Here is a 20,289-nt window from a genome sequence, read left to right on the forward strand (position 1 = left end):
GGTTGCTCGTCTGCAAGTGATCGCCGAGCAACCGCGACCGGGCCAGGGCGACACTTTGGGCGACCCATGACTTGCTCTCATTGGTCCTTTCGCGACCTCGGGGAGAGGAGGGAACGGCTCGTCAATCAAATGTACTTAGGTGTACATTTAGCGGTCATCCGAGTACATTCGCGTTACGTATGTTCAATAAGGTGGATGCAAGATGCCCCAGGTGGGAAAGGCGCGTGGCAAGGCCCAGGACGCAGGTTGGCGAGGGTCGCCCGAAGGGTGGCTGGAAGCGGCCTATGAGGCTTTGAAGGAGTCCGGCATCGATGCGGTCCGGGTCATGCCGTTGGCCAAACGCCTAGGTTTGTCACGCACCAGCTTCTATTGGTTTTTCGAGGATCGCGAACAGTTGCTGGCGGCCTTGCTGTCGCGCTGGCGCGAAACCAACACCGGGGGTTTGATCCGGCAAAGCGAAAGCTACGCCGAGAGCATCTCCGAGGCGATCCTGAATGTTTTTGAATGTTGGCTCAATCCGCGATTGTTCGATTCTCAGTTTGAATTTGCGGTGCGCAGTTGGGCGCTCCAGTCCGCAGACGTCGCGCAACAGGTCGCCATTGTCGACGAGCAACGTATGGGCGCCCTGGCAAGCATGTTCAAGCGCTTCGGCTACGACAGCCAGGGGGCCGACGCACGGGCTCGGACGATTTATCTGACGCAGATCGGCTACATCACCATGAACACCAGCGAGCTGATCACCGTGCGCTTCCAGCGCATCCCGCATTACGTGAGCATTTTCACCGGCAAGGTGCCCAAGCAGCGTGAGCTGGATCGGTTTTATGGCAAATTCGGCTATGCCGAAAAAGAGTCAGGGGTGTTCGTGCCGCTGATGGAAACCTTTGAAGAAACGGCTGAAAAATGAATGAAGTGACGCTGGGAATCGTCGGCGGAACGGGGTGGTTGGGCGCGGCGATTGCCAAGGCCGTGTTGGCGAAGGCCTGGTTGCCGGCGGGTAATCTGATTATTTCCAATCGCTCAGGTGCCCATCCATTGGCGAAGCAAGGCGTTTGCCTGGTCACCGATAACCAGGCACTGGCGGATCGCAGCGACGTCATCATCATCGCAGTAAGACCCGAGCAATTCGCCAGCCTGACCCTCGACGCATCGGGCAAGACGGTGATCTCATTGATGGCCGGGATCACGGCGCAGGCAATCGCCGCACGGACCTTGGCCTCAAGAGTCGTGCGGGCGATGCCCAACGCGGCGGTGGAAATCGGGCAGTCCTTTACGCCTTGGTATTGCGCTGGCGCGGTGGAACCGATGACGAAGACCCTCATTCAGCAGTTGTTCGAATGCGTGGGCACTGCCGCAGAGGTCCAGCAGGAAGACTTTATCGATTATCTCTCCGCGCTTTCGGGCACCGGCCCGGCCTTTCCTGCCTTGTTGATGACAGCGTTGGCGAGTCAGGCGATGGCAGCCGGTATCCCCGGCGAGATTGCGCAGCTTGCCGCAAGCAATGTCGTGATCAACAGCAGCCAGTTGCTGGCCACCCGCGACGCCCAGCAAATGATCGATACTCTGGTTGCCTACCGCGGCGTGACAGCCGCCGCGTTGCAATCAATGACCCAGGGGCATTTCGAGGCGCAGGTGGGAAGGGCATTGCAAGCGGGCGCCGCCGTGGCGCGCAAAGGGCTTCAAACCTGACCCCAAGAGTCCCGCGTCCGCAAAACCCTTGTGGGAGCAAGCTCGCTCCCACTTCAGTTTTCAGCAATTGAAAAGATCATGTTGGGCACGACTTCAGATGTCCTTGACCAGCCGCAGCGCATCATAGATGGCCGCGTGGGTATTACGCGCCGACACGGCGTCGCCGATCCGGAACAACTGGAAGCGGCCCTCGGGGTTGGTCACGATGTTCTGGGGGTTCCCTGCGATCAGGTTGTGCTGTTCGACCGCGCCGTTGTTGCTCGAATATGGGCGCAGTTCGAAGTACAGATCGTCCAGCGGCAGGGTGCCATGGTTGACCACCACCTGATCGACCACGCGCTGCTTGTGCACCTGGCCGTAATCGCTACCGAAGTGGGCAACCAGCTGCCCGTCGCGTTGCTCCACCGAGTCGACCCGATACGTGACCGTGAACGTGACGTTCAGGTCTTGCAGGCTGCGCATGTACGGCACCAGGTTCATCGCCATCACCTCCGGCGAAAACGACCGGTCCGGCGTGACGATCTCCAGTTTCGCGCCGCTGTTGGCGATGACCTCGGCGGCCTGGAGCGCCGCGTGGTCGCCGGCGTCATCGAAGATCAGCACGTTCTGGCCAGGCTTGACATCGCCGCAGATGATGTCCCAGGTCGACACCACCAGCTCATTGCCTAGCTTGAGCACCTCGGTATGGGGCAAGCCGCCTGTGGCAACGATCACCACATCCGGTTCTTCGGCCAGGACCGTCTCGGCTTCGGCCCAGGTGTTGAAGTGGAACCTTACGCCCAGCCGTTCGCACTGCGTCATGCGCCAATCGATGATGCTGATCATCTCGCGCCGCCGTTCGCTTTGCGCGGTCAAGCGGATCTGCCCCCCGGGCTGATCCGCCACTTCGAACACCGTGACGTCATGGCCGCGTTCGCCGGCCACCCGTGCTGCTTCCAAGCCCGCCGGGCCGGTGCCGATCACCACCACCTTGCGCTTGACCGATGCCTTGGGAATCTCATGGGGCATGGTGGTTTCGCGGCCGGTGGCGGCGTTGTGGATGCAGTACGCCGCGCCGCCCTGATAGATACGGTCCAGGCAGTAGTTGGCGCCAACGCAAGGACGGATCTCTTCTTCACGTTTTTCGATGATCTTGCGCACGATGTGCGGGTCGGTCATGTGGGCGCGGGTCATGCCGATCATGTCCACCTTGCCAGAGGCGATGGCGTGTCGCGCCGTGGCGACGTCCGGAATCTTGGCCGCATGGAACGTCGGGAAACCGGTTGCCGAGCGGATCTCCCCGGCAAAATCCAGGTGCGGCGAGTTGCGCATGCCCTGGATCGGTATCACGTCGGTGAGGCCCGCATCGGTATCGATATGACCGCGCACGACGTTTAGGAAATCCACCAGGCCGCTGTCCTTGAGCATGTGGGAAATCTGGATGCCGTCGCTGAAACCAAAACCGCCGGGAAGATCCTCGTCGCCGGTGTAGCGCACACCAAGGAGGAAGTCCTCGCCGCAACGCTGGCGGATACCGCGCAACACATCGAAGGTAAAGCGCATTCGGTTTTCCAGGGAACCGCCGTAGGGCCCATCAAGCTCATTGGTCAGTGGCGACCAGAATTGATCCATGAGGTGCCCGTAGGCCTGCAACTCCAGGCCATCAAGTCCCGCGGCTTTCATGCGCTCGGCGGCATCGACGTAATCCTTGATGATGCGGTCGATGTCCCAGTCTTCCAGCTTTTTCGGAAACGCCCGGTGGGACGCTTCGCGGCGATGGGACGGCGAGACAACCGGCAGCCAGTCGGCCTTGTCCCAGCGCGTGCGGCGTCCCAGGTGGGTGAGCTGGATCATCACCGCCGCGCCGTGTTCGTGGCACTCATCGGTCAGGTCTTTCATCCATTTGACCACTTCGTCCTTGTACGCCAGCACGTTGTTGAATACCGGCGGGCTATCCCGAGAAACGGCAGCGGAGCCGGCAGTCATGGTCAGCGCCACGCCGGCCTTCGCCCGCTCGACATGATAGGCACGGTACAGATCCTTCGGCATGCCATCGACGGGATACGCGGGCTCATGCGAGGTGGTCATGATCCGATTCTTGAGCGTCAGATGCTTGATTTTGTAGGGCTGCAGCAGAGGATCGCTGGACATGGTGTTGCTCCGGGAACAGAACATCAGGCTGGGTTTTGACATAACGGTATGTTGAATGTTCAGTTGTGTCAACGAGTGGGACACATGTGTACATTTTTCTTGCGTGGCAGGAAAACCAGGATTACCATCCAGTCGAAACAGGGGGATTCGGCACGTGCGGCCGCTCGCCTGCATCAGCGTGGTGGCGCGATGGGTGCCTCCCACGCAGCGGTGGATTCAGGGTTTGCCCCCAACGGTCTGGAGGCTGGGCGGATTACCTGCTGAGGGGGAATTTGTTCGAGGCTTTGCCGGCACGCGAGAAAGCGCTGTGAATGAGCCGGTCATTGCGGTTGGAAACGCCAAAGGGCGGAGGAGGGCCGAAAACACAAGTCCCTGTATTTTGATAACTAGAACTTACCGGATGGCCGCTTGCGGTCGTGATGGAAAATGAATGCTTCTGCTGCCCTGCCAATAACTATTAATACAGTCTGCGGAGATGCACATGATGACGTTATCCAGTAAAAATTTTATCGGCTGGTTTGCAGGCCTTGCATTTGCCTGCGGCAGTCTGATCGCTCAGGCCGATGAACCCGCGCCCATCCGCATCGGCTGGGTGAACTGGTCGGATACGGAGATCGCGGTGAAACTGGCGAACACCGCGTTGCAGGATCACCTCAAGCAACCGGTCAAGTTGGTGCTGGCCGATATCGGCATCCAGTTCCAGGCCCTGGCCAACGGCAATATCGACCTGATCCCGATGGTCTGGCTGCCCAGTACCCACAAGTCGTTCTATGACAAGTACAAGGACAGGCTCGAAGACCTCGGCGTGCTGTACGAAGGCCGGATCGGCATGGCGGTGCCCACCTCCATTCCAACCAGCGAGATCGCCAGCGTCGAAGACCTCAACAAGCCTGAAGTGCGGGAGAAACTCGGCGGCAAGATCCTCACTTCGGAAGTGGGCAATGGTCAGTACAAGCTGACGGAAAAAGCCATCGAGCAATACAAGCTCGACGGCTACAAGATGGTCGCTTCTTCAGAGTCCGGGATGCTGAGTGAATTGGATCGCAACCTCAAGCGTGACAAATGGTCACTGATCAACGCCTGGAGCCCGCACTGGATGTTCGCCAAATGGCCGCTGCGCTACCTGGATGATCCGAAGCAGATTTTCGGTGGCGCTGAGCAGATCCACGCCTTCGCACGCAAAGGTTTCAGCGCGGAGCACCCTGATGTGGCCCGATTCTTCGCCAACTTCAAGATTCCGAAAGCGGACCTTGAGAAGTTGATGGCGGACGCCCGTGACAGCTCGGCGGACAAGGTGGTGGCAGAGTATTACGCAGCCAACAAACCGCGTTTCGAAGCGATGTTTGGCAGCCAGACGGCGTCCGCGACACCAGCCCAGTGATGGCCGTTGCTGTCCGATAGCTGTTGCAGTCCGGTGCCCTTGGTCGAGAGCCAAGGGCGCTGCTGGATGAGTCCTTGTTCTATTCAGAGGCTGAGCGATGACGGTCACGACATGGGATATCAAACTTGATGAAGAACCGCCCGTCAGGTTGAAGTCGGCCTCGACCGAGGCTGGTGCGCGCGGTGCATGATCATGACGCCCCGCGACCGCGCTTAGGTATCGTCCTTTGCCTTCTGTCCATGCTGATCTTTGCAGCTCAGGATGGGGTCACCAAAGTGCTGGTCAAGGAGCTCCCGATCGCACAATTGGTGATGGTGCGTTATTGGGTGTTCCTGGCTTTTGCTGTCGGTTATAGCGCCTATCAGGGCAGCCTATGGACCGCGTGCCGAAGCCGCCATCCCTACCAGCAGATCATTCGTGCGCTCATTGGCGTGGGTGAGAGCGCCTTGTTCGGATTGGGGCTGCGCTATCTGGGACTCGCTGAAATGCATGCCCTGTACGCGGTATTCCCCTTGATGACACTGGCGTTGGCGGGGGCGTTTCTAGGGGAGTTCATTGGCGTGCGTCGATGGGTTGCCGCCGCCATTGGCTTCACGGGGACGCTGGTTATCCTTCGTCCCGGCTCCAGTGTTTTCGAACTGGCGGCGCTGATTCCGCTGTTGTCTGCCTTGGGTTTTGCGATTTTCAGCGTGCTGACCCGACGAATCAGCCGGGGGGACTCGTTCGCGACGAACATGCTTCACATGGGTTTTTTCGGCGCGATAGCAATCACCTTGTTGGGTCTACCAGGTTGGGTAGCACCGAACCCGGCGCAATGGGGCCTGATAGGTGTGCTCTCCATGACCGGTGTGGTGGCCCAGCTGTTATTGCTTCAGGCGCTGAAGGTTGCAACGGCAGCCACACTTCAACCGTTCAATTATTCTCTTCTGGTGTTCGCTACGCTGATTGGCCTATTGGTATTCGGCGAGCTGCCCGACACATGGACAGTCGTAGGGGCCTGTCTGGTAATTGCCGGCGGGATGTATGCGATCAAGGCAAAAGGGTAGTGATTCCATCAAACCCATAATCCTGTGGGAGCGAGCCTGCTCGCGAAGAGGTCGGCACGTTCAGCTCCTTCGCTGATTGTGACGACGCTTTCGCGAGCAGGCTTCCCACATTTGATCTTCAGTGGACTTAAGCCCAGTTTAGAACTTGAAGCGTCCCACCAAGCCCTTGAGCTGTCCGGAGATATCCGTCAAACGCCCCGAACCGGTTTGTGCGGTGTGAGCAAACTCTTCAACCAGCTGCGCATCGGAGTGGATCTGCGCGATGTGCCGGTTGATGTCTTCGGCCACTTGGTGCTGTTGTTCCGCGGCGGTGGCGATCTGCGTGTTCTGGTCGCGGATCGAGTCCACCGAGGTGCGGATCTTGTCGAAACTGTCGCGGGCCTGCTGGATGCGCTCGACGCTGGTTTGCGACACGTGCAGGCTGTTCTGCATCTGTTGCGTCACTTCCTGGGTGCGCCGGGCGAGGTTGCCGAGCAAGCTGTCGATCTCGCCGGTGGAGTCAGCGGTGCGCCGCGCCAGGGCGCGTACTTCGTCGGCCACCACGGCAAAGCCGCGGCCTTGGTCGCCGGCACGTGCGGCTTCAATCGCCGCGTTGAGGGCCAGCAGGTTGGTCTGTTCGGCGATCGAGCGAATGGTGTCCAGGATCGTGTTGATGTTCTTGCTGTCCTGTTCCAGCGCCTGCATGGTCTGGGTCGACTGCTGCAATTCTTCACTGAGCCTCAACACGCTGCCCGTGGCTTCGCCGATGTGGTGCTGGCCGTCGTGTACATCCCGATAACCGGTGTCCGCGCTGACGGCGGCCTGGCTGCACGAGCGGGCCACTTCGTTGGCGGTGGCGACCATTTCGTTGAACGCGGTGCTCACCAGCTCCACGGCCTGGCGCTGGCGCCCGGCGGCTTCGTTCATGTTCTGTGCGACGTCGCGGGTGTCCGCCGCTGCGGTTTGCAGGTCGGAGGAGGCGCTGCCGATGCGTTGAACCAGTTGCGCTATCATGCCCAGGAACTGGTTGAACCAGCTTGCCAGGGTGGCGGTTTCATCCTTGCCCTGTACAGCGAGTTGGCGGGTGAGGTCGCCTTCACCTTCAGCGATTTCCTGCAGGCCGTTGGCAACGCCGCGGATCGGCCGGACGATAACGCTGGCGAAGCTGGCGCCGACGATCGCGAAGACCACGGCCAGCGCGGCGGCGATGATAGCGATCAACCAGGTCAGGCTCGCGGCTTCGGCCATCACCTCGTCACGCTTGATCAGGCCGATGAACCGCCAGCCCAGGCTTTTAGAGGTGACGATGTTGGCCATGTACGGCACGCCGTCGATCTCGATCTGGGTAGCGCCATCGCTGCTCTTGGCCAATGCTGCGTAGTTGGGACCGAGGTCGGCCAAGGGTTTGAAGTTGTGCTTGGCGTCGGCGGGGTCCACCAAGACGTTGCCGCTGCCTTCCACCAGCATCAGGTAGCCACTGTCGCCCAGCTTGATGTTCTTCACCAGTTCGGTCAGTTGCTTGAGCGACACGTCCAGGCCCACCACGCCAACCAGCTTGCCGCTGGCATCGGCGACGGTGTGCACGATGCCGATCAGCGACACGTCGTCGGGGGCCCAGTAATAGGCATCGGTCTTCACGGTGGTGCCCGGCGCGGCAACGGCAGCCTTGTACCAGGGGCGCTGGCGCGGGTCGTAGTTGGAGATTTTCGGATCATCCGGCCAACTGGCGTAGCCACCGTCCGCCAGGCCCAGGGATAGGTAGGCGGTGGTCGGGTGGCTCTTGGCGAACCGATCGAAGATATCCAGCAGTTGTTTGTTGTTCTCGGTAAGAGGAATTTGCGCAGCATCAGCGCCGGAGTAGTTCTTCAGGTCCTTGGCCGCGACGATCCGCGGGTCCTTGGCGAAGAATTCAACGTTCTGCATGATGCCGTCGAAGAACTGCTTCATGCCGTTGTCGATCTGGCGGATTTCGCGGCTGCTGCTGTCCAGGAAGTTGGCTTGTGCCGCATCGCGCAGGTTCATCACCACGAGCACCGCCACCAGGATAACCGGGAGGCAGGCAATGGTTGCGAACGCCCAGGTCAGCTTCTGTTTGATATTCATGACTTCTCCCGCGGGTATTTATCGGTATTGGAACGGCGGAAACATTAGCGGTGAGCATTGCGAACTCTGGAACGGAAAGCGCCCATGCCTACATCCACGCTATCGACCAAGGTCGTATTCCCTTGAGAGCACCATTTGTCGGACGTCGTTAATGCCGATGGTTATGTCGCGGGAACGCAAGCCGTTGCTGCGGTTAACCCGCAAGATGGCATGCTCCGGGCTTTGCGCCGGCTCCCCACCAGATCGCCTTCCTGCATCCGAGGCCCCATGCCAAGCGCATTCGAAAGCGTACTCAAGAACAAGAACATGGCTTATCGGCCCCAAGGGACTGCGTCGGTCAGCCAGGCGCCGGTGCGCGTCGCGTTTGTGCTGATGGACAACTTCTCGATGATGTCCTTCACCGGAGCGGTGGACGCACTGGTCACCGCCAACCTGATGAACGACACGCCACTGTATGAAGTGCTGACGGTAGGCGCTTCGGGCGGGCAGGTGACGAGCGACCTGGGAATCGTCATCTCAACCGATCTTGAGCTGGCGCAGTTGCCGGACAACCTGGACGTGCTGATTGTCGCCGGCGGCTTTCGCGTGAAGCTTGCGGGTACGCCATTACTGCGGCGCAAGCTGCGCGCCAATGCGGCTTGCGGAGCGTGGTTGGGCGGGTTGTGGAATGGCGTGTTTTTCGTAGCCGAGGCGAACCTGCTCGACGGTTTCGAATGCGCGGTCCACCCGGAAAGTCGCGCAACGATGGCTGAGATGTTCCCTGGCGTGAAAGTGTCCAGTCGCGCTTATGTCGTGGACCGTGAGCGGGTCAGTTGCGCGGGCGCCAACAGTTCGCTGCGCATGATGCTCCAACTGATCCGCCGCACGGGCGGGGAGACGCTGGTGGGAGCCATCGAAGAGATCCTTCGCTGCGATGAGTCAGGGGATGACGCCTCGGATCTGCCGCCAATCTTCGTCGAGACGGACCCGACGCTGCCGGAAAGCCTCAAGCTGGCGCTGGAACTGATGTGGCAGAACGTCGAGGAGCCGTTGACGATCGATGAGCTGGCGGCGTGCGTCAAGGTTTCCAAACGCCAGCTGGAACGGCGGTTCTGCCGGTTTCTCGGCGCGACCCCGACGCGTTATTACCTGGAGCTGCGCCTGACCCGTGCACGCCAGCTGATCCAACAGACCAACCGCTCCGTCACCGAGATCGCCGTCGCGACGGGTTTCGTCAGCTCACCGCATTTCCAACGACGCTTCCGGGATTTTTTCGGCGTACCGCCTGGCAGCTATCGCTCGACGTTTGGACGCAAGCAGATATCGCCGTGAGCCTTGTCAGGCGGTACGCATTTTCTGAACGAAGTACAAGGCGATACAACCCGTGGCGCACAGCCAGATAATCGAGCCGCAGGCGGCCGTTATCAGGGAGAAGTCAGAGTCGAGCTCGACCATCCCCGGCACGGCGTAGGCGAACCAAAGCGAGGAGATGAGGACATAGGCCAGGGACGACATCAGGAGTTCGAAGATCTTTCTTGCGTGCATTGCAATTCCCCGCCCGTCGTGAAAGACGGGTGTTCAAGCTATCGGTCAGGTTGGCTTTTTTTCTGTCTGGGCAGAAATAAAAGAGTCTTAAGGCGGCGGATGGCGAGCGGTTGCGAGCCTCGTCGATCAACTGCGCAGACATTCCATGTCAGAAAGCTTCCAGGAAACGGCTTTGGTTCAGCCCTGGTCGTCCAGCAGATTTTCGGTTGGCACTTCTTCCATTTGCGAGGCGGTCAGGGTAGTGCCTTTGCAGAGCACCTTGCCCACTTCGTCAGCGATCGAGCCCTCGACGATGCGGCCCTGCATCTGGTCGAAATCAGCCTTTTCCAATCCCTCGACGCTGTTATACATGCCCATGTGACGGACATTGCGACTGGCGCAATCAAGTTCAAGCTTTGTGTAATTGGTGAAATAGGCACCGGTTCTTTTTACCGTGGCCTGTACAGCCGAACCACTTTCAACGAACGAGACGATGGCGTATTCGGCATTCGAATCATCGTAGCTGTACTGAATTTTATGTACGTCCGCTGCGGCTGGGTAAGCGGTCAGGACGGCGACCAGTGAAACAATCCTTTTCATTTCTTTCTTCCGTGATTGGCCTGCAACAAAGAATGATGGCCAAGTGAGATCATTCTGCTTGGCTTGTCGGCCCGAGTCAACATTGCAAGATGATGACAAAGTTGACCGTTGGTCGGGCGGCGACGATCGTGCGGAACTTTAATCTTTTGATACATAACTCGCAATGGAAGGAACATAGTCCACCAGCAACGCGACGACAATTGCGCCTGCGGAAATCAAAAACAGCAGCCCATGATGCCCGCCGCTGGCGTTGAACAGCGCCGAATACGCAAAACCCGCCACCGCCTGAAATGTGGCGAATGAAACGGTCGCCCGGCTCCAGGCGACTTGCTGGCCATGATGGTTCGGTACCAGTTCATGCACCCGGGCCAGGGCCAGCGGCACGATACCCGGTGGGAACGAACCGATGACCACAGCCAGCAGCGCCAACGCCAGGAATGAATGGGCGGTCGCCAGCAAGACAAGGGCAGTCGCCTGCACGGCCAGCACCCATCGGATGCTTTTGCGCGCGCCCAGGTGGTCCGCCAGGAAGCCATAGGTCACCGGGCCGATAATCGCCCCCAAGCCGTACATCACCCATACCAGCGCACCGACACGGGCGCCGGCCTCAAGGCCGCGGGCGACATAGTCCACCAAAAACACCATCGCCGGGACCAACCCCGCCGCCATGAATGCGTACTGTGCAAACAATTGATGGACGGCGCGGGGCATGGGTGCTTTTTGCGTGTCATGTTTCACGCTCACGGCTGCCTGGGGCAGATCCTGCGGCCAGCCGAACCAGCTCAGCCCGGTCAGGACCAGTGACAGCACGCCGAGCCCGAGCCAGGTGGCTTCGAGGCCCAGGCTCAACAGCGGCGGCACAAGGGTTCCGGAGCCGGCGATGCCCAGCCCGATGCCCAGGAAAATCGCGCCACTGGCCAGCCCCCTGCGGGCGGCAGGTACATGGGGCAGCACGGTGGCCGCCACCAGCACCATGATCGCGCCGCCGGCGATGCCCGACAGCAATCGCCAAGCGAAATACCAAGCCACGGACACAGGAAAGGCACAGGCAAAAAACGCCGCCGTCACGGCCAGCATCATCAGTCGCAAGGCGTTTTTATGGGACAGTCGACGGGCCATCGGCCGGCCGAGCAGGGCGCCGATCAGGTATCCGACAAGGTTGGCGGCCCCGAGGTAGACCACGTCGCCGGGGCTGAACCAATGCGCTTGGATCAGCGGCGGAATCAAGGGGGTATAGGCGAAGCGCGCCAGGCCAATGCTGACGAGGCTGGCACAGAGGCCAGCGAAAATCGGTAGCCAGATGCCCGTGGAAGATGAAGCGAGCGCCGCGGATGATGTACGCATGGTAGCGATCCCATAGAAGGTTTATGGCGCCCAGCATATCGGCTATCGTTGTTGCGTTTATGCAGCGATTACGCGGCGCAGCGATGCAATTATGCATCGATAGGAGGACGGATGAATTGGGACGATGCGCGGGTATTCCTGGCGGTGTGTCGGGAGTCGACCCTGCGAGGCGCGGCGCGTGTGCTGGGGGTGGACCAGGCGACCGTGGGCCGGCGTATCGCCGCGTTGGAGAAATCCCTGAGCGCCGCGCTGTTTCTGCGCACACCCGACGGTTATGCCCTGACGTCAATGGGCGAGGCCGCGCTCAGGTCCGTGGAAAAAATGGAGCAGTCGGCCCTGGAACTGGAGCGTCGGATACAAGGACTGGACGATCGACTGGTGGGCAACGTGCGCGTCGCCACGACTGATTCATTGGCGATCGACTTCCTGATCCCGGCCATTGCCCGCCTGCACCAACGTCACCCGGACGTGCGCGTGCAGTTGGACGCCTCCACGCAGATCATCAGCCTGGTCAAGCGCGAAGCGGACGTTGCCGTGCGCAACACCCGGCCAGAAAACCCTGACCTGATCGCACGGCGGATCGCGCGCTGGCCGGTGGGGTTGTTCGCGGCGCGCGAGTATGTCGATGTCCATGGGGAGCCGACGCCGGGCAGCGCGTTCGAGGGCCATGACCTAGTTGTCTACCAGCCGTATTTGCAGGCGCAAAAAGATTTTACCCTGGTCGCCGAGCCGGTCAGTCGCGGGCGGATCGTTGCCAGCCTGAGTTCGAGCCTGTTGGTGCGTCGCTCGATTGCGGCGGGTATCGGAGTGGGGGAAATCCCGGTGTACATGGGCGAACGCGACGGGTTGGTGCGCCTATGGCCTGAGCGCACGCGACCGCTGCCGTACGAGGTCTGGCTGGTGACCCATGCGGACTTGCGCCACACGGCGCGGGTGCGGGCGGTGATCGATGAGATTGTCGCGGCGTTTTCCCAGGAAAACGAATAACGCTGGATAAGAGAACCTGTGGGAGCGAGCAAGCTCGCTCCCACAGGATGTCCCGCACACTGGCCTCACGGCATTTGCGGCAGTTCCTGCGGCCGCAGGTCAAATACCAGCACTTCGGCATCCTGGCCATTGCCCAGCGTCAGTACCTGTTCCTGGCGCACCCGCACGCCATCGCCTTCGTGCAACGGCACGCCATTGAGCTCTACGCTGCCCCGGGCCACGTGGACATAGGCATAACGATCGGCAGCCAACGTCAGCGTGGCGCTTTCCTGGCCGTCGAACAGCCCGGCATAAACCCGCGCGTCCTGGCGAACGTGGAGCGATCCCTGGGCCCCGTCCGGCGAAATGATCAATTGCAGGCGACCACGTTTTTGCTCGGTACTGAAATGTTCCTGCTGATAACGCGGCGTGGCGCCCACCACGTTGGGCACGATCCAGATCTGCAGGAAATGCACCGGCTCGTCGGCGCTGTGATTGAATTCACTGTGCGCTACGCCACTGCCAGCACTCATCAATTGCACATCACCGGGGCGAATGACCGAACCTGTGCCCAAGGTGTCCTTGTGCTCCAGCGCCCCTTCGAGCACGTAGGAGAAAATCTCCATGTCGCGGTGTGGGTGCTGGCCGAAACCTTTGGCGGCGGCGACCCGGTCGTCGTTGATCACCAGCAGGTCGGAAAAACCCTGTTGATTGAGGTCGCGGTAGCTGGCGAACGAAAAGGTGTGGAACGACGTCAGCCAGCCGTGACGGGCGATACCGCGATCAGAAGCTTTGCGTAGGGTCAGCATGGAAATTCTCCTGGTTCAGTGGGCGGTGGCCGTGGCCGTTCGCCGGGTTCAGAAGAAGGTTAATGGTTATCGTATTGTTCAATAAGCAGGTGAATAGGGAAATACTGTCCGTTATGAGTGGACAATCTCGCAGCGGGCGCTTCGCTTGGTCATAATGCCAACCGATGATCCTTGTGCAGGCGAACAAGCTCGCTCCCACAGGGTCCGGCATGTTCTTCTCGATTGGCGTCTTCCCATGAAAACCGTAGCAATGGTGCTGTTCCCCGATTTCCTGCTGCTCGACATGGCCGGGCCGCTTGAAGTGTTTTCCATCGCCAACCGTTTTCTTGCACCCGACCAGCACTATCAGTTGCTGACCCTGGGCACCGAGCGAGGCCCGTTGCGGGCGTCCAACGGTGTGACTGTCCATGCCGATATCCATATCGACCAGGCCTGGGCCGCCTACGACGTACTGCTCGTGCCGGGTGGTCCCGGTGCCTATAACGACCGGCACCCGGGCTTGCACACATGGTTGCGGGCGGCGGCGCCAAGGGCCACCTGCTATGGCTCGATTTGTACCGGCGCGTTTGTGCTCGGCGAAGCGGGGTTGCTCGATGGACACCGGGTTACCACCCACTGGCACTACACCGAGCGCTTGATCCAGCGTTTTCCCAAGGCATTGATCGAGACCGACAAAATCTTCTTGCGCGACCGACGGCTGATCACCTCCGGCGGTGTCACGGCCGGCATCGACATGGCCTTGGCCATCGTCGCCCAGGACCACGGCCGCAAAGTCGCGCTGGACGTCGCCAAAGTGCTGCTGGTGCTGATGAAGCGCCAGGGCGGGCAAGCGCAGTTCAGCCCGCTGGTGGCGACCGTGGCGGCCCAGGAGTCGGCGGTCACGCGGGTGCAGAACCACGTGATGGAGCATCTGGAGGAGCCCTTCACCGTGGAACGCATGGCGGCGGTCGCGGCCATGAGCACCCGGCATTTTGCCCGGCTGTTTGTCCGCGAAGTGAAGATGACGCCCATGGAATTCCTTCAAGGGGCGCGCATCGATCGGGCGCGTCAGTTGCTCGAATCCACCGACTTGCCGCTCAAGACCGTGGCGTTTCGCAGTGGCTTTGGCAGCGTGCGGCACATGCGTCAGCTGTTCAGCGAAAAGCTTGGCCTGACGCCGATCCAGTACCGCCAGCAGTTCAGTTGAGCCTCGGGTGTCCGTCCAGGGCACCGTGATGTCCGTGATGGGGCCTGTGCCAGCATTGTTATCGGGCGCAGGACTGCCAAGATTACCGCGAACCCTCTGGAAAGGATGCGCGAGAGCCAGGGCAGACGCGTGCGGCGCTTCGCAACGACATGCCTGGACCGGTCATCTGGCGCTGGATCGCTCATGAACAGTTTCGTCAAACCCTGCACCGGGCCAACGGTGTGCTTTGGCCCGTTCGTCTTTCACCGACAGCAGCGGCTGGTCTCTCGCGAAGGTCAACCTCTGGCATTGGGCGGTCGCGCCCTCGACATCCTGCAGATACTGGTCGCGCACGCCGGCGCTTTCGTCAGCAAGCAAGCGCTGATCGACCAGGTCTGGCCCGACAGCGTGGTCGAAGACATCAATCTGCGGGTGCACATCGCCGCGCTGCGACGGGCCTTCGGCGAGACGCGCGAAGGCAATCGCTACATCCTCAATCATCCTCGCCAGGGCTACTGTTTTGCGGTGCCCCTGACCCTGGAATCCGTGGGCGAGTCATCGAGCGCGGAGCCCTCCGAACGGCACAATCTGCCCGCCCGGCTGAGCCCGGTGATCGGTCGCGACAAAATCCTGGGCCGGCTGTTGGTGGAAGTGCCGCGCCAATCCCTCACCACCGTCACCGGCCCGGGTGGCATCGGCAAGACCACCGTGGCGTTGCGGGTGGCGGAACTGTTGCTGGAGCACTTTGCCGATGGCGCCTGGTTTATCGACCTGGCCGGCATCGGCGACCCGGCGCAGGTTGCGCTGCGGATTAAGCATGCCCTGGGCCTGGCGGACGGTTGCTTGGCCCAGCAGCTGCAAGCCCGTCGGATACTGCTGGTGCTCGACGGTTGTGAACAACTGATCGATACCTGCCGGGAATTGGCCTTGACGTTGCGCGCAGGGGCGCCTGGCGTATCACTGTTGGTGAGCAGTCGGGAAATCCTCAACCTGGCCGACGAAAATGTCGTGCAACTGTCCGGTCTGGGGATGGCGTCGGCCGATGAGTCCGATTATGTACTGGGGTGCCCGGCGGTGCAGTTGCTGGTCGAGCGAGTCGGCGCCCGCCAGCAGGGTTTCCAGCCGGGAGAACGCGACCTGGCGGCCCTTGCGCAGATCTGCCGGCGCCTCGACGGGTTGCCGCTTGCCCTGGAACTGGCAGCGGCCCAAGTCGATGTGCTGGGCGTGGCCGGGGTCCTGGAGCAGTTGGACCATGGTCTGTCGCTGCTGAGCCACGGACGTCGAACCGCCGTGCCTCGCCACCGTAGCCTGGAAGCTGCCCTGGATTGGAGCTTCGAGCGCTTGAGCCACGATGAGCGAACGGTGTTCCAACGCCTGGCGGTGTTCGAAGAACGGTTCAGCCTCAAGACCGCCCTGGCGGTGATCAGCTGCCCTGAAGTGGAAGCGGGACGATTGCCCTGGTTGTTGTCGCGGTTGGTCATCCAATCATTGGTGATGGTTGAGCAACGCGCCGAAGGGACGCGTTTCCATCTGCTGCGCACCACCCGCGCCTATGCTTTGGAGAAACTGCGTCACAGTGGGCAGTGGCCGCTTTGGCATCGGCGTTACGCACTGCAACAGGCGTGGCAAACCCGGTCAAGACCCGAGGTGCCCATCCAGCGTACGCAGCAGCGCGTCGGCTTGCTTTAGGTCGGGCGTGTCGAAGCCCTCATTGAAACGCCGATAGACGGGGCGCAGCAGATCCGCGGCGGCCTCATCCTGGCCACGCCGTTGCCACAGCCGCGCCAGGGAAAAGGCGCTGCGCAATTCCCACGCCAGCGCGCCTTGCTGCCGGGCGACGGCCAGGGCGGCGAGCAGTTGCTCTTCGGCTTGTTTTTCGGCCGATGGGTCATCCTGCGCCAACAGGGCTTCGGCGCTGGCTCGCAGGATCTCGGCGCAGCACCAGCCTGCGGCGCCGCTATGGGCGCGTTCGATCTGACCCGGTCCCACGGCATCCGCCCGCAGCGTCACGACGATGTCCTGCATCAAGCCGCTCTTGGTCGGGCAGGCCTCCAGGGACGCTCCATCGAACGCGTTCTCGTACTGGCAGGCCCACTCATGGAACAACATCACCGAATGCTTCCGGGCCTGGTGTTTCAACATACCGAGCCGTTCCCGTGCGATTGAATGTTCGCCGGTGTAATGGGCGATCAAGCAACCGCTGATCACCAGCGTGTAACAAATCGAAAGACCGTGATTGATCTGCAGGGCAATCTGCAGCGCGAGATTGGCGGTGCGCCGGGCTTTATCGGCGAACCCTTGCAGCCAGAGGATGCGCGCCAGGATTGTCAGCGCCGCCACGCTCTGTTCGTACTGCACGCCAAAACCGTGGGTGAAGCGGCCCAGGTGGCCGTTCTGGGCCAGGCGCTGGATGACCTGTTCGGCATCGCGCCGCGCCGCGCCCTGGTCGCCAATGAAATGCAACGCCAGCACCCGCAGGCGCTGGGTGCTCAGGGACAGCACCGGGTCGCCCGGGGGGCCCAGCCGGTCGAAGTCCTGGCATTGTTCCAGCGCCTGTTGGTAGCGGCCGCAACTGAGGTTGACGGCCATGTGGCCGGACACGGCCCGCAGCTCACCGGCCAGGTCGTGGCACTGCCGGGCCAGGCGCCGGGCCGTGACGAACGCCTCGACCGTGGCCGGCGTGCCGCCCTCGGTGTGGTAGTTGAGACTGGCGTGGGCCAGTTCCAGCGCAAGGGTCAACCTGGGGCATGGCGAGGCGGTGCCGTGCAGCAGGGCCCGGGCTTTGCTCACGTAAAGGCCATGTTCCTTGAGCAGCGACAGCTCCTGCCAGAGGGGCAGGCTACGGGCCGTCAAGCGGATCGCCACGGCGTGGGAGCCGTGGGCAGCCAGCCCCCGGTCCAACGCCGCACGGATGTCGTCTCGGTAGGACGCGTAGCGCGCGATCCAAAGCTGCGTCGGGGTGGTTTCCCAATCTTTTTCAGCCTGTTCCATCAACGTCAGGCAACGTTCGGCGTGTCGCGCCTGGCTCGCGGCCAGTTCGCCTGTCTCCAGCAGTTTTTCCAACGCGTAGCTGCGCGTGGTGTCCAGCAGGCGGTAGCGCACCTCGTCGTCACCGATCTCCACGTTGAGCAGCGACTTGGCGACCAACTGGCTGACCGATACCAGCACCTGGTCGGGCGCGACATGCTGGCCGACGATGACGGCCGCCGCCGAGGCGAGGTTGAAACTGCCCATGAACACCGCCAGGCGCCGCAGGCAGGTCTGCTCGCAGGCAGTGAGCAGCGCGAAGCTCCAGTCCAGCGTGGCGCGCAGGGTCTGCTGTCGCGGTGCGCTGGCGCGCTTGTCATGGTCGAGCAGTGCGACGCTGTCTCGCAGTTGCCGGCACAACTGCTCCAGCCCAAAGTGCCCGACCTGGGCAGCGGCCAGTTCGATGGCCAGGGGAATGCCGTCCAGGCGCTGGCAGATGTCGACGATCAGCGGCACCTCATGGTCGGTCAGCTCGAAGTCGTCCTGGCTGGCCATCGCACGTTCAGCAAACAGTTGCAGCGCTGGATATTCCAGGGCCGGATAACCTTCGATGACCATCCCCCGGGGTGGGATCGCCAGTGAATCGAGGCGCTGCACATGTTCGCCTTCGGCGCGCAGGCCTTCGCGGCTGGTGGCCAGAATATGCAAGTGCGGTGCGGCGCGCAGCAGCGTCTCGCAGAGCAGGGCCACGGCGTCGACCAGATGTTCGCAAGTATCGATCACCAGCAGCAGATGCCGTTCCTTCAGGGGCCGGACGACGGCTTCCAAGGGCTCGCCGTCTTGTGGCGACAGCTCCAACAGGGCGCAGAGGTTGGGCGCGATCATGGAAGGGTCATTGAGCGAGCCGAGGTCCAGCAGATACGTGCCGTCGCGGTAATGGCCGATCAGCCGCTCGGCGACCCGCAACGCGACGGTGGTCTTGCCGATGCCGCCGCTGCCGACCAGGGTGATGAAGCGTTTTCGCGGCAACTGGGCGACCAGGCTTTCCACCAGCCCCTGGCGCCCGATCACCCGGGTTCGGCGCGGCGGCAGGTTGCGCGCCAGGGCAGGGTGGGGGATACGTGCCAGTGGCTCGGGCGACTCGAAAGTCACCGGCGCGACGAAGCTGTAGCCGCGCTGCGCCACGGTGACGATGTAGCGCTGGCCTGCCTGTCCATCGCCCAACGCCTTGCGCAGCGCCGCCACGTGAACCCGAAGGTTGGTGTCTTCCACCACGCTCTTGGGCCAGACACGGGCGATCAGTTGCTGCTTGCTCACCACTTGGCCTGCGTGTTCGAGCAACACCAATAGAATCTCCACCGCGCGCCGACCCAGGCGCAACGGCTGCCCGCCCTCCAGCACCAGGCGCTGGCGGGGATGAACCCGGTAAGGGCCGAAATGCAGCGTCTTTTCGACGGGCAGGCTGAGGTACTGGCTCATGGCGCGCTCATTGTTCTGTTCCCTGGAGATGGCTGTACCTGAGCATATTCGTCAGGTTTGGTGACAAGCGCAACGGTGAACAGCCTTATCCAGAGCCATCGACAGATACAAATCCCCCCTACAAAAGCAATCTTCATTGGGGCTTTTAACACCACCGTCCCGAAAAAATTAACAACGTTTAACTCACGCATATACACCCCCTGACCGGACCATGGAGCAATCCACCCACCTCAAGGAGTCATGTCATGAGCGCATTCATCACCCGCGACGGCACAGAGATCTACTACAAGGATTGGGGTACTGGTCAACCGGTGGTCTTCAGTCACGGCTGGCCGTTGAACTCCGACAGTTGGGAGGCGCAGATGATGTTCCTGGCGTCCAATGGCTACCGGGTGATTGCCCACGACCGTCGCGGTCATGGGCGTTCCAGCCAGCCGTGGGACGGCAATGACATGGACACTTACGCCGACGACCTGGCGGAGCTGATCGAACGCCTGGACCTGAAGAACGCCGTGTTGCTCGGCTTCTCCACCGGCGGTGGCGAAGTGGCCCGCTACATCGGCCGTCACGGCGCCGCCCGCGTCGCCAAGCTTGGCCTGATCTCGGCTGTCACGCCGCTGATGCTCAGGACCGCGGCCAACCCCGGTGGCTTGCCTGTCGAAGTCTTCGACGGTTTCCGCCAGGCCTCCCTGGCCGACCGTTCTCAGCTATACAAGGATGTAGCCAGCGCGTTTTTCGGCGCCAACCGTCCGGGCGCCAAGGTCTCCCAAGGCATGATCGACTGGTTCTGGATGCAAGGCATGCTCGCCGGCCACAAGAACACCTACGACTGCATCAAGGCGTTCTCGGAGACCGATCTTTCCGACGACCTGCGCAACATCGACGTGCCGACCCTGGTGGTCCATGGCGATGACGACCAGGTCGTGCCGATCGAAACCGCCGGCATCGCGGCCGCCAAATTGCTCAAGAACTCGCAGCTGCTGGTTTACCCAGGCGCGCCCCATGGCCTGACCGATACCCATAAGGACCGCTTGAACGCGGACCTGTTGGCGTTCATCCAGGGCTGACGCAAGCAAGCTAAGACCTGTGGGAGCGAGCCTGCTCGCGAAGGCGGTGGCTCAGCTTGCATCG

General features: G+C 61.6%; 16 protein-coding genes and 1 pseudogene. 9 read left to right on the top strand and 8 right to left on the bottom strand.

Annotation, left to right across the window (positions count from 1 at the left end):
* Positions 1-202: 202 nt before the first annotated feature.
* Positions 203-904, top strand: a complete 702-nt coding sequence (locus J3P76_RS09370) for a TetR/AcrR family transcriptional regulator (protein ID WP_434606598.1) — start codon at positions 203-205, stop codon at positions 902-904.
* Positions 901-1,686 carry a pyrroline-5-carboxylate reductase family protein gene (locus J3P76_RS09375; RefSeq protein WP_434606595.1) on the top strand — a complete coding sequence of 262 codons (786 nt, stop codon included), beginning with the start codon at positions 901-903 and terminating at the stop codon, positions 1,684-1,686. The genes J3P76_RS09370 and J3P76_RS09375 overlap by 4 nt, the downstream gene beginning before the upstream one ends.
* A gap of 93 nt (positions 1,687-1,779) precedes the next feature.
* On the opposite strand, the gene J3P76_RS09380 is transcribed toward J3P76_RS09375, so the two are convergent.
* Positions 1,780-3,816, bottom strand: a complete 2,037-nt coding sequence (locus tag J3P76_RS09380) for an FAD-dependent oxidoreductase (RefSeq protein ID WP_434606592.1) — start codon at positions 3,814-3,816, stop codon at positions 1,780-1,782.
* Positions 3,817-4,297: 481 nt separating this feature from the next.
* On the opposite strand from J3P76_RS09380, the gene J3P76_RS09385 reads away from it, so the two are divergent.
* Positions 4,298-5,197, top strand: coding sequence for a glycine betaine ABC transporter substrate-binding protein (locus tag J3P76_RS09385; RefSeq protein ID WP_434701776.1), 900 nt, complete (start codon positions 4,298-4,300; stop codon positions 5,195-5,197).
* A 239-nt stretch (positions 5,198-5,436) separates the two neighbouring features.
* A complete protein-coding gene (locus J3P76_RS09390) occupies positions 5,437-6,243 on the top strand; it encodes a DMT family transporter (protein WP_434606587.1) in 807 nt (268 codons plus the stop codon).
* 138 nt (positions 6,244-6,381) lie between these two features.
* Here the strand turns inward: J3P76_RS09390 and J3P76_RS09395 are convergent, their stop codons facing one another.
* On the bottom strand, positions 6,382-7,236 hold the full coding sequence (locus J3P76_RS09395; RefSeq protein ID WP_420765927.1) for a methyl-accepting chemotaxis protein: 855 nt from the start codon (positions 7,234-7,236) through the stop codon (positions 6,382-6,384).
* Between the two features lie 54 nt (positions 7,237-7,290).
* Positions 7,291-8,325, bottom strand: a pseudogene (locus J3P76_RS09400) (cache domain-containing protein); the annotation flags it as partial.
* Between the two features lie 267 nt (positions 8,326-8,592).
* Between J3P76_RS09400 and J3P76_RS09405 the strand changes: the two are divergent.
* Positions 8,593-9,636 carry a GlxA family transcriptional regulator gene (locus J3P76_RS09405; RefSeq protein ID WP_434606585.1) on the top strand — a complete coding sequence of 348 codons (1,044 nt, stop codon included), beginning with the start codon at positions 8,593-8,595 and terminating at the stop codon, positions 9,634-9,636.
* A 6-nt stretch (positions 9,637-9,642) separates the two neighbouring features.
* Here the strand turns inward: J3P76_RS09405 and J3P76_RS09410 are convergent, their stop codons facing one another.
* The 3 genes from J3P76_RS09410 to J3P76_RS09420 form a co-directional block, all read right to left on the bottom strand.
* Positions 9,643-9,849 (bottom strand): hypothetical protein, encoded by a 207-nt coding sequence (locus tag J3P76_RS09410; protein ID WP_434606582.1) that lies wholly within the window; start codon positions 9,847-9,849, stop codon positions 9,643-9,645.
* A gap of 177 nt (positions 9,850-10,026) precedes the next feature.
* Complete coding sequence (locus tag J3P76_RS09415) at positions 10,027-10,428, bottom strand: hypothetical protein (RefSeq protein WP_434606580.1); 402 nt, start codon at positions 10,426-10,428, stop codon at positions 10,027-10,029.
* Between the two features lie 138 nt (positions 10,429-10,566).
* Positions 10,567-11,772: a YbfB/YjiJ family MFS transporter gene (locus J3P76_RS09420; protein WP_434606577.1), complete on the bottom strand. Its 1,206-nt coding sequence runs from the start codon at positions 11,770-11,772 to the stop codon at positions 10,567-10,569.
* 111 nt (positions 11,773-11,883) lie between these two features.
* Here J3P76_RS09420 and J3P76_RS09425 point away from each other — a divergent pair, with 111 nt between their 5' ends.
* Positions 11,884-12,759 (top strand): LysR family transcriptional regulator, encoded by an 876-nt coding sequence (locus J3P76_RS09425; protein ID WP_434606575.1) that lies wholly within the window; start codon positions 11,884-11,886, stop codon positions 12,757-12,759.
* Between the two features lie 65 nt (positions 12,760-12,824).
* Here J3P76_RS09425 and J3P76_RS09430 read toward each other — a convergent pair whose 3' ends face one another.
* Positions 12,825-13,547: a pirin family protein gene (locus J3P76_RS09430; protein WP_434559615.1), complete on the bottom strand. Its 723-nt coding sequence runs from the start codon at positions 13,545-13,547 to the stop codon at positions 12,825-12,827.
* A 235-nt stretch (positions 13,548-13,782) separates the two neighbouring features.
* Between J3P76_RS09430 and J3P76_RS09435 the strand changes: the two genes are divergently transcribed.
* Both J3P76_RS09435 and J3P76_RS09440 read left to right on the top strand, forming a co-directional pair.
* Entirely contained in the window at positions 13,783-14,733 is a 951-nt protein-coding gene (locus tag J3P76_RS09435; RefSeq protein ID WP_434606571.1) for a GlxA family transcriptional regulator, read from the top strand.
* A gap of 183 nt (positions 14,734-14,916) precedes the next feature.
* Positions 14,917-16,401, top strand: coding sequence for an ATP-binding protein (locus tag J3P76_RS09440; protein WP_434701777.1), 1,485 nt, complete (start codon positions 14,917-14,919; stop codon positions 16,399-16,401).
* Here J3P76_RS09440 and J3P76_RS09445 read toward each other — a convergent pair.
* Positions 16,348-19,158: an ATP-binding protein gene (locus tag J3P76_RS09445; RefSeq protein ID WP_434701778.1), complete on the bottom strand. Its 2,811-nt coding sequence runs from the start codon at positions 19,156-19,158 to the stop codon at positions 16,348-16,350. The genes J3P76_RS09440 and J3P76_RS09445 overlap by 54 nt on opposite strands.
* 245 nt (positions 19,159-19,403) lie before the next feature.
* Between J3P76_RS09445 and J3P76_RS09450 the strand changes: the two genes are divergently transcribed.
* The gene (locus J3P76_RS09450; RefSeq protein WP_434701779.1) at positions 19,404-20,225 is read left to right on the top strand and encodes an alpha/beta fold hydrolase; all 822 of its coding nucleotides are present in this window, start codon (positions 19,404-19,406) and stop codon (positions 20,223-20,225) included.
* Positions 20,226-20,289: the final 64 nt, after the last annotated feature.

This window comes from Pseudomonas sp. D1-36 (genome assembly GCF_051132205.1).
Lineage (GTDB): Bacteria > Pseudomonadota > Gammaproteobacteria > Pseudomonadales > Pseudomonadaceae > Aquipseudomonas.

Coding starts and splice junctions, on each gene's coding strand:
- J3P76_RS09425 (WP_434606575.1), top strand. CDS start 11,884: ATGAATTGGGACGATGCGCGGGTATTCCTGGCGGTGTGTCGGGAGTCG.
- J3P76_RS09445 (WP_434701778.1), bottom strand. CDS start 19,158: ATGAGCCAGTACCTCAGCCTGCCCGTCGAAAAGACGCTGCATTTCGGC.
- J3P76_RS09405 (WP_434606585.1), top strand. CDS start 8,593: ATGCCAAGCGCATTCGAAAGCGTACTCAAGAACAAGAACATGGCTTAT.
- J3P76_RS09415 (WP_434606580.1), bottom strand. CDS start 10,428: ATGAAAAGGATTGTTTCACTGGTCGCCGTCCTGACCGCTTACCCAGCC.
- J3P76_RS09380 (WP_434606592.1), bottom strand. CDS start 3,816: ATGTCCAGCGATCCTCTGCTGCAGCCCTACAAAATCAAGCATCTGACG.
- J3P76_RS09370 (WP_434606598.1), top strand. CDS start 203: ATGCCCCAGGTGGGAAAGGCGCGTGGCAAGGCCCAGGACGCAGGTTGG.
- J3P76_RS09435 (WP_434606571.1), top strand. CDS start 13,783: ATGAAAACCGTAGCAATGGTGCTGTTCCCCGATTTCCTGCTGCTCGAC.
- J3P76_RS09375 (WP_434606595.1), top strand. CDS start 901: ATGAATGAAGTGACGCTGGGAATCGTCGGCGGAACGGGGTGGTTGGGC.
- J3P76_RS09385 (WP_434701776.1), top strand. CDS start 4,298: ATGATGACGTTATCCAGTAAAAATTTTATCGGCTGGTTTGCAGGCCTT.
- J3P76_RS09390 (WP_434606587.1), top strand. CDS start 5,437: ATGCTGATCTTTGCAGCTCAGGATGGGGTCACCAAAGTGCTGGTCAAG.
- J3P76_RS09430 (WP_434559615.1), bottom strand. CDS start 13,547: ATGCTGACCCTACGCAAAGCTTCTGATCGCGGTATCGCCCGTCACGGC.
- J3P76_RS09440 (WP_434701777.1), top strand. CDS start 14,917: ATGAACAGTTTCGTCAAACCCTGCACCGGGCCAACGGTGTGCTTTGGC.
- J3P76_RS09450 (WP_434701779.1), top strand. CDS start 19,404: ATGAGCGCATTCATCACCCGCGACGGCACAGAGATCTACTACAAGGAT.
- J3P76_RS09410 (WP_434606582.1), bottom strand. CDS start 9,849: ATGCACGCAAGAAAGATCTTCGAACTCCTGATGTCGTCCCTGGCCTAT.
- J3P76_RS09420 (WP_434606577.1), bottom strand. CDS start 11,772: ATGCGTACATCATCCGCGGCGCTCGCTTCATCTTCCACGGGCATCTGG.
- J3P76_RS09395 (WP_420765927.1), bottom strand. CDS start 7,236: ATGATAGCGCAACTGGTTCAACGCATCGGCAGCGCCTCCTCCGACCTG.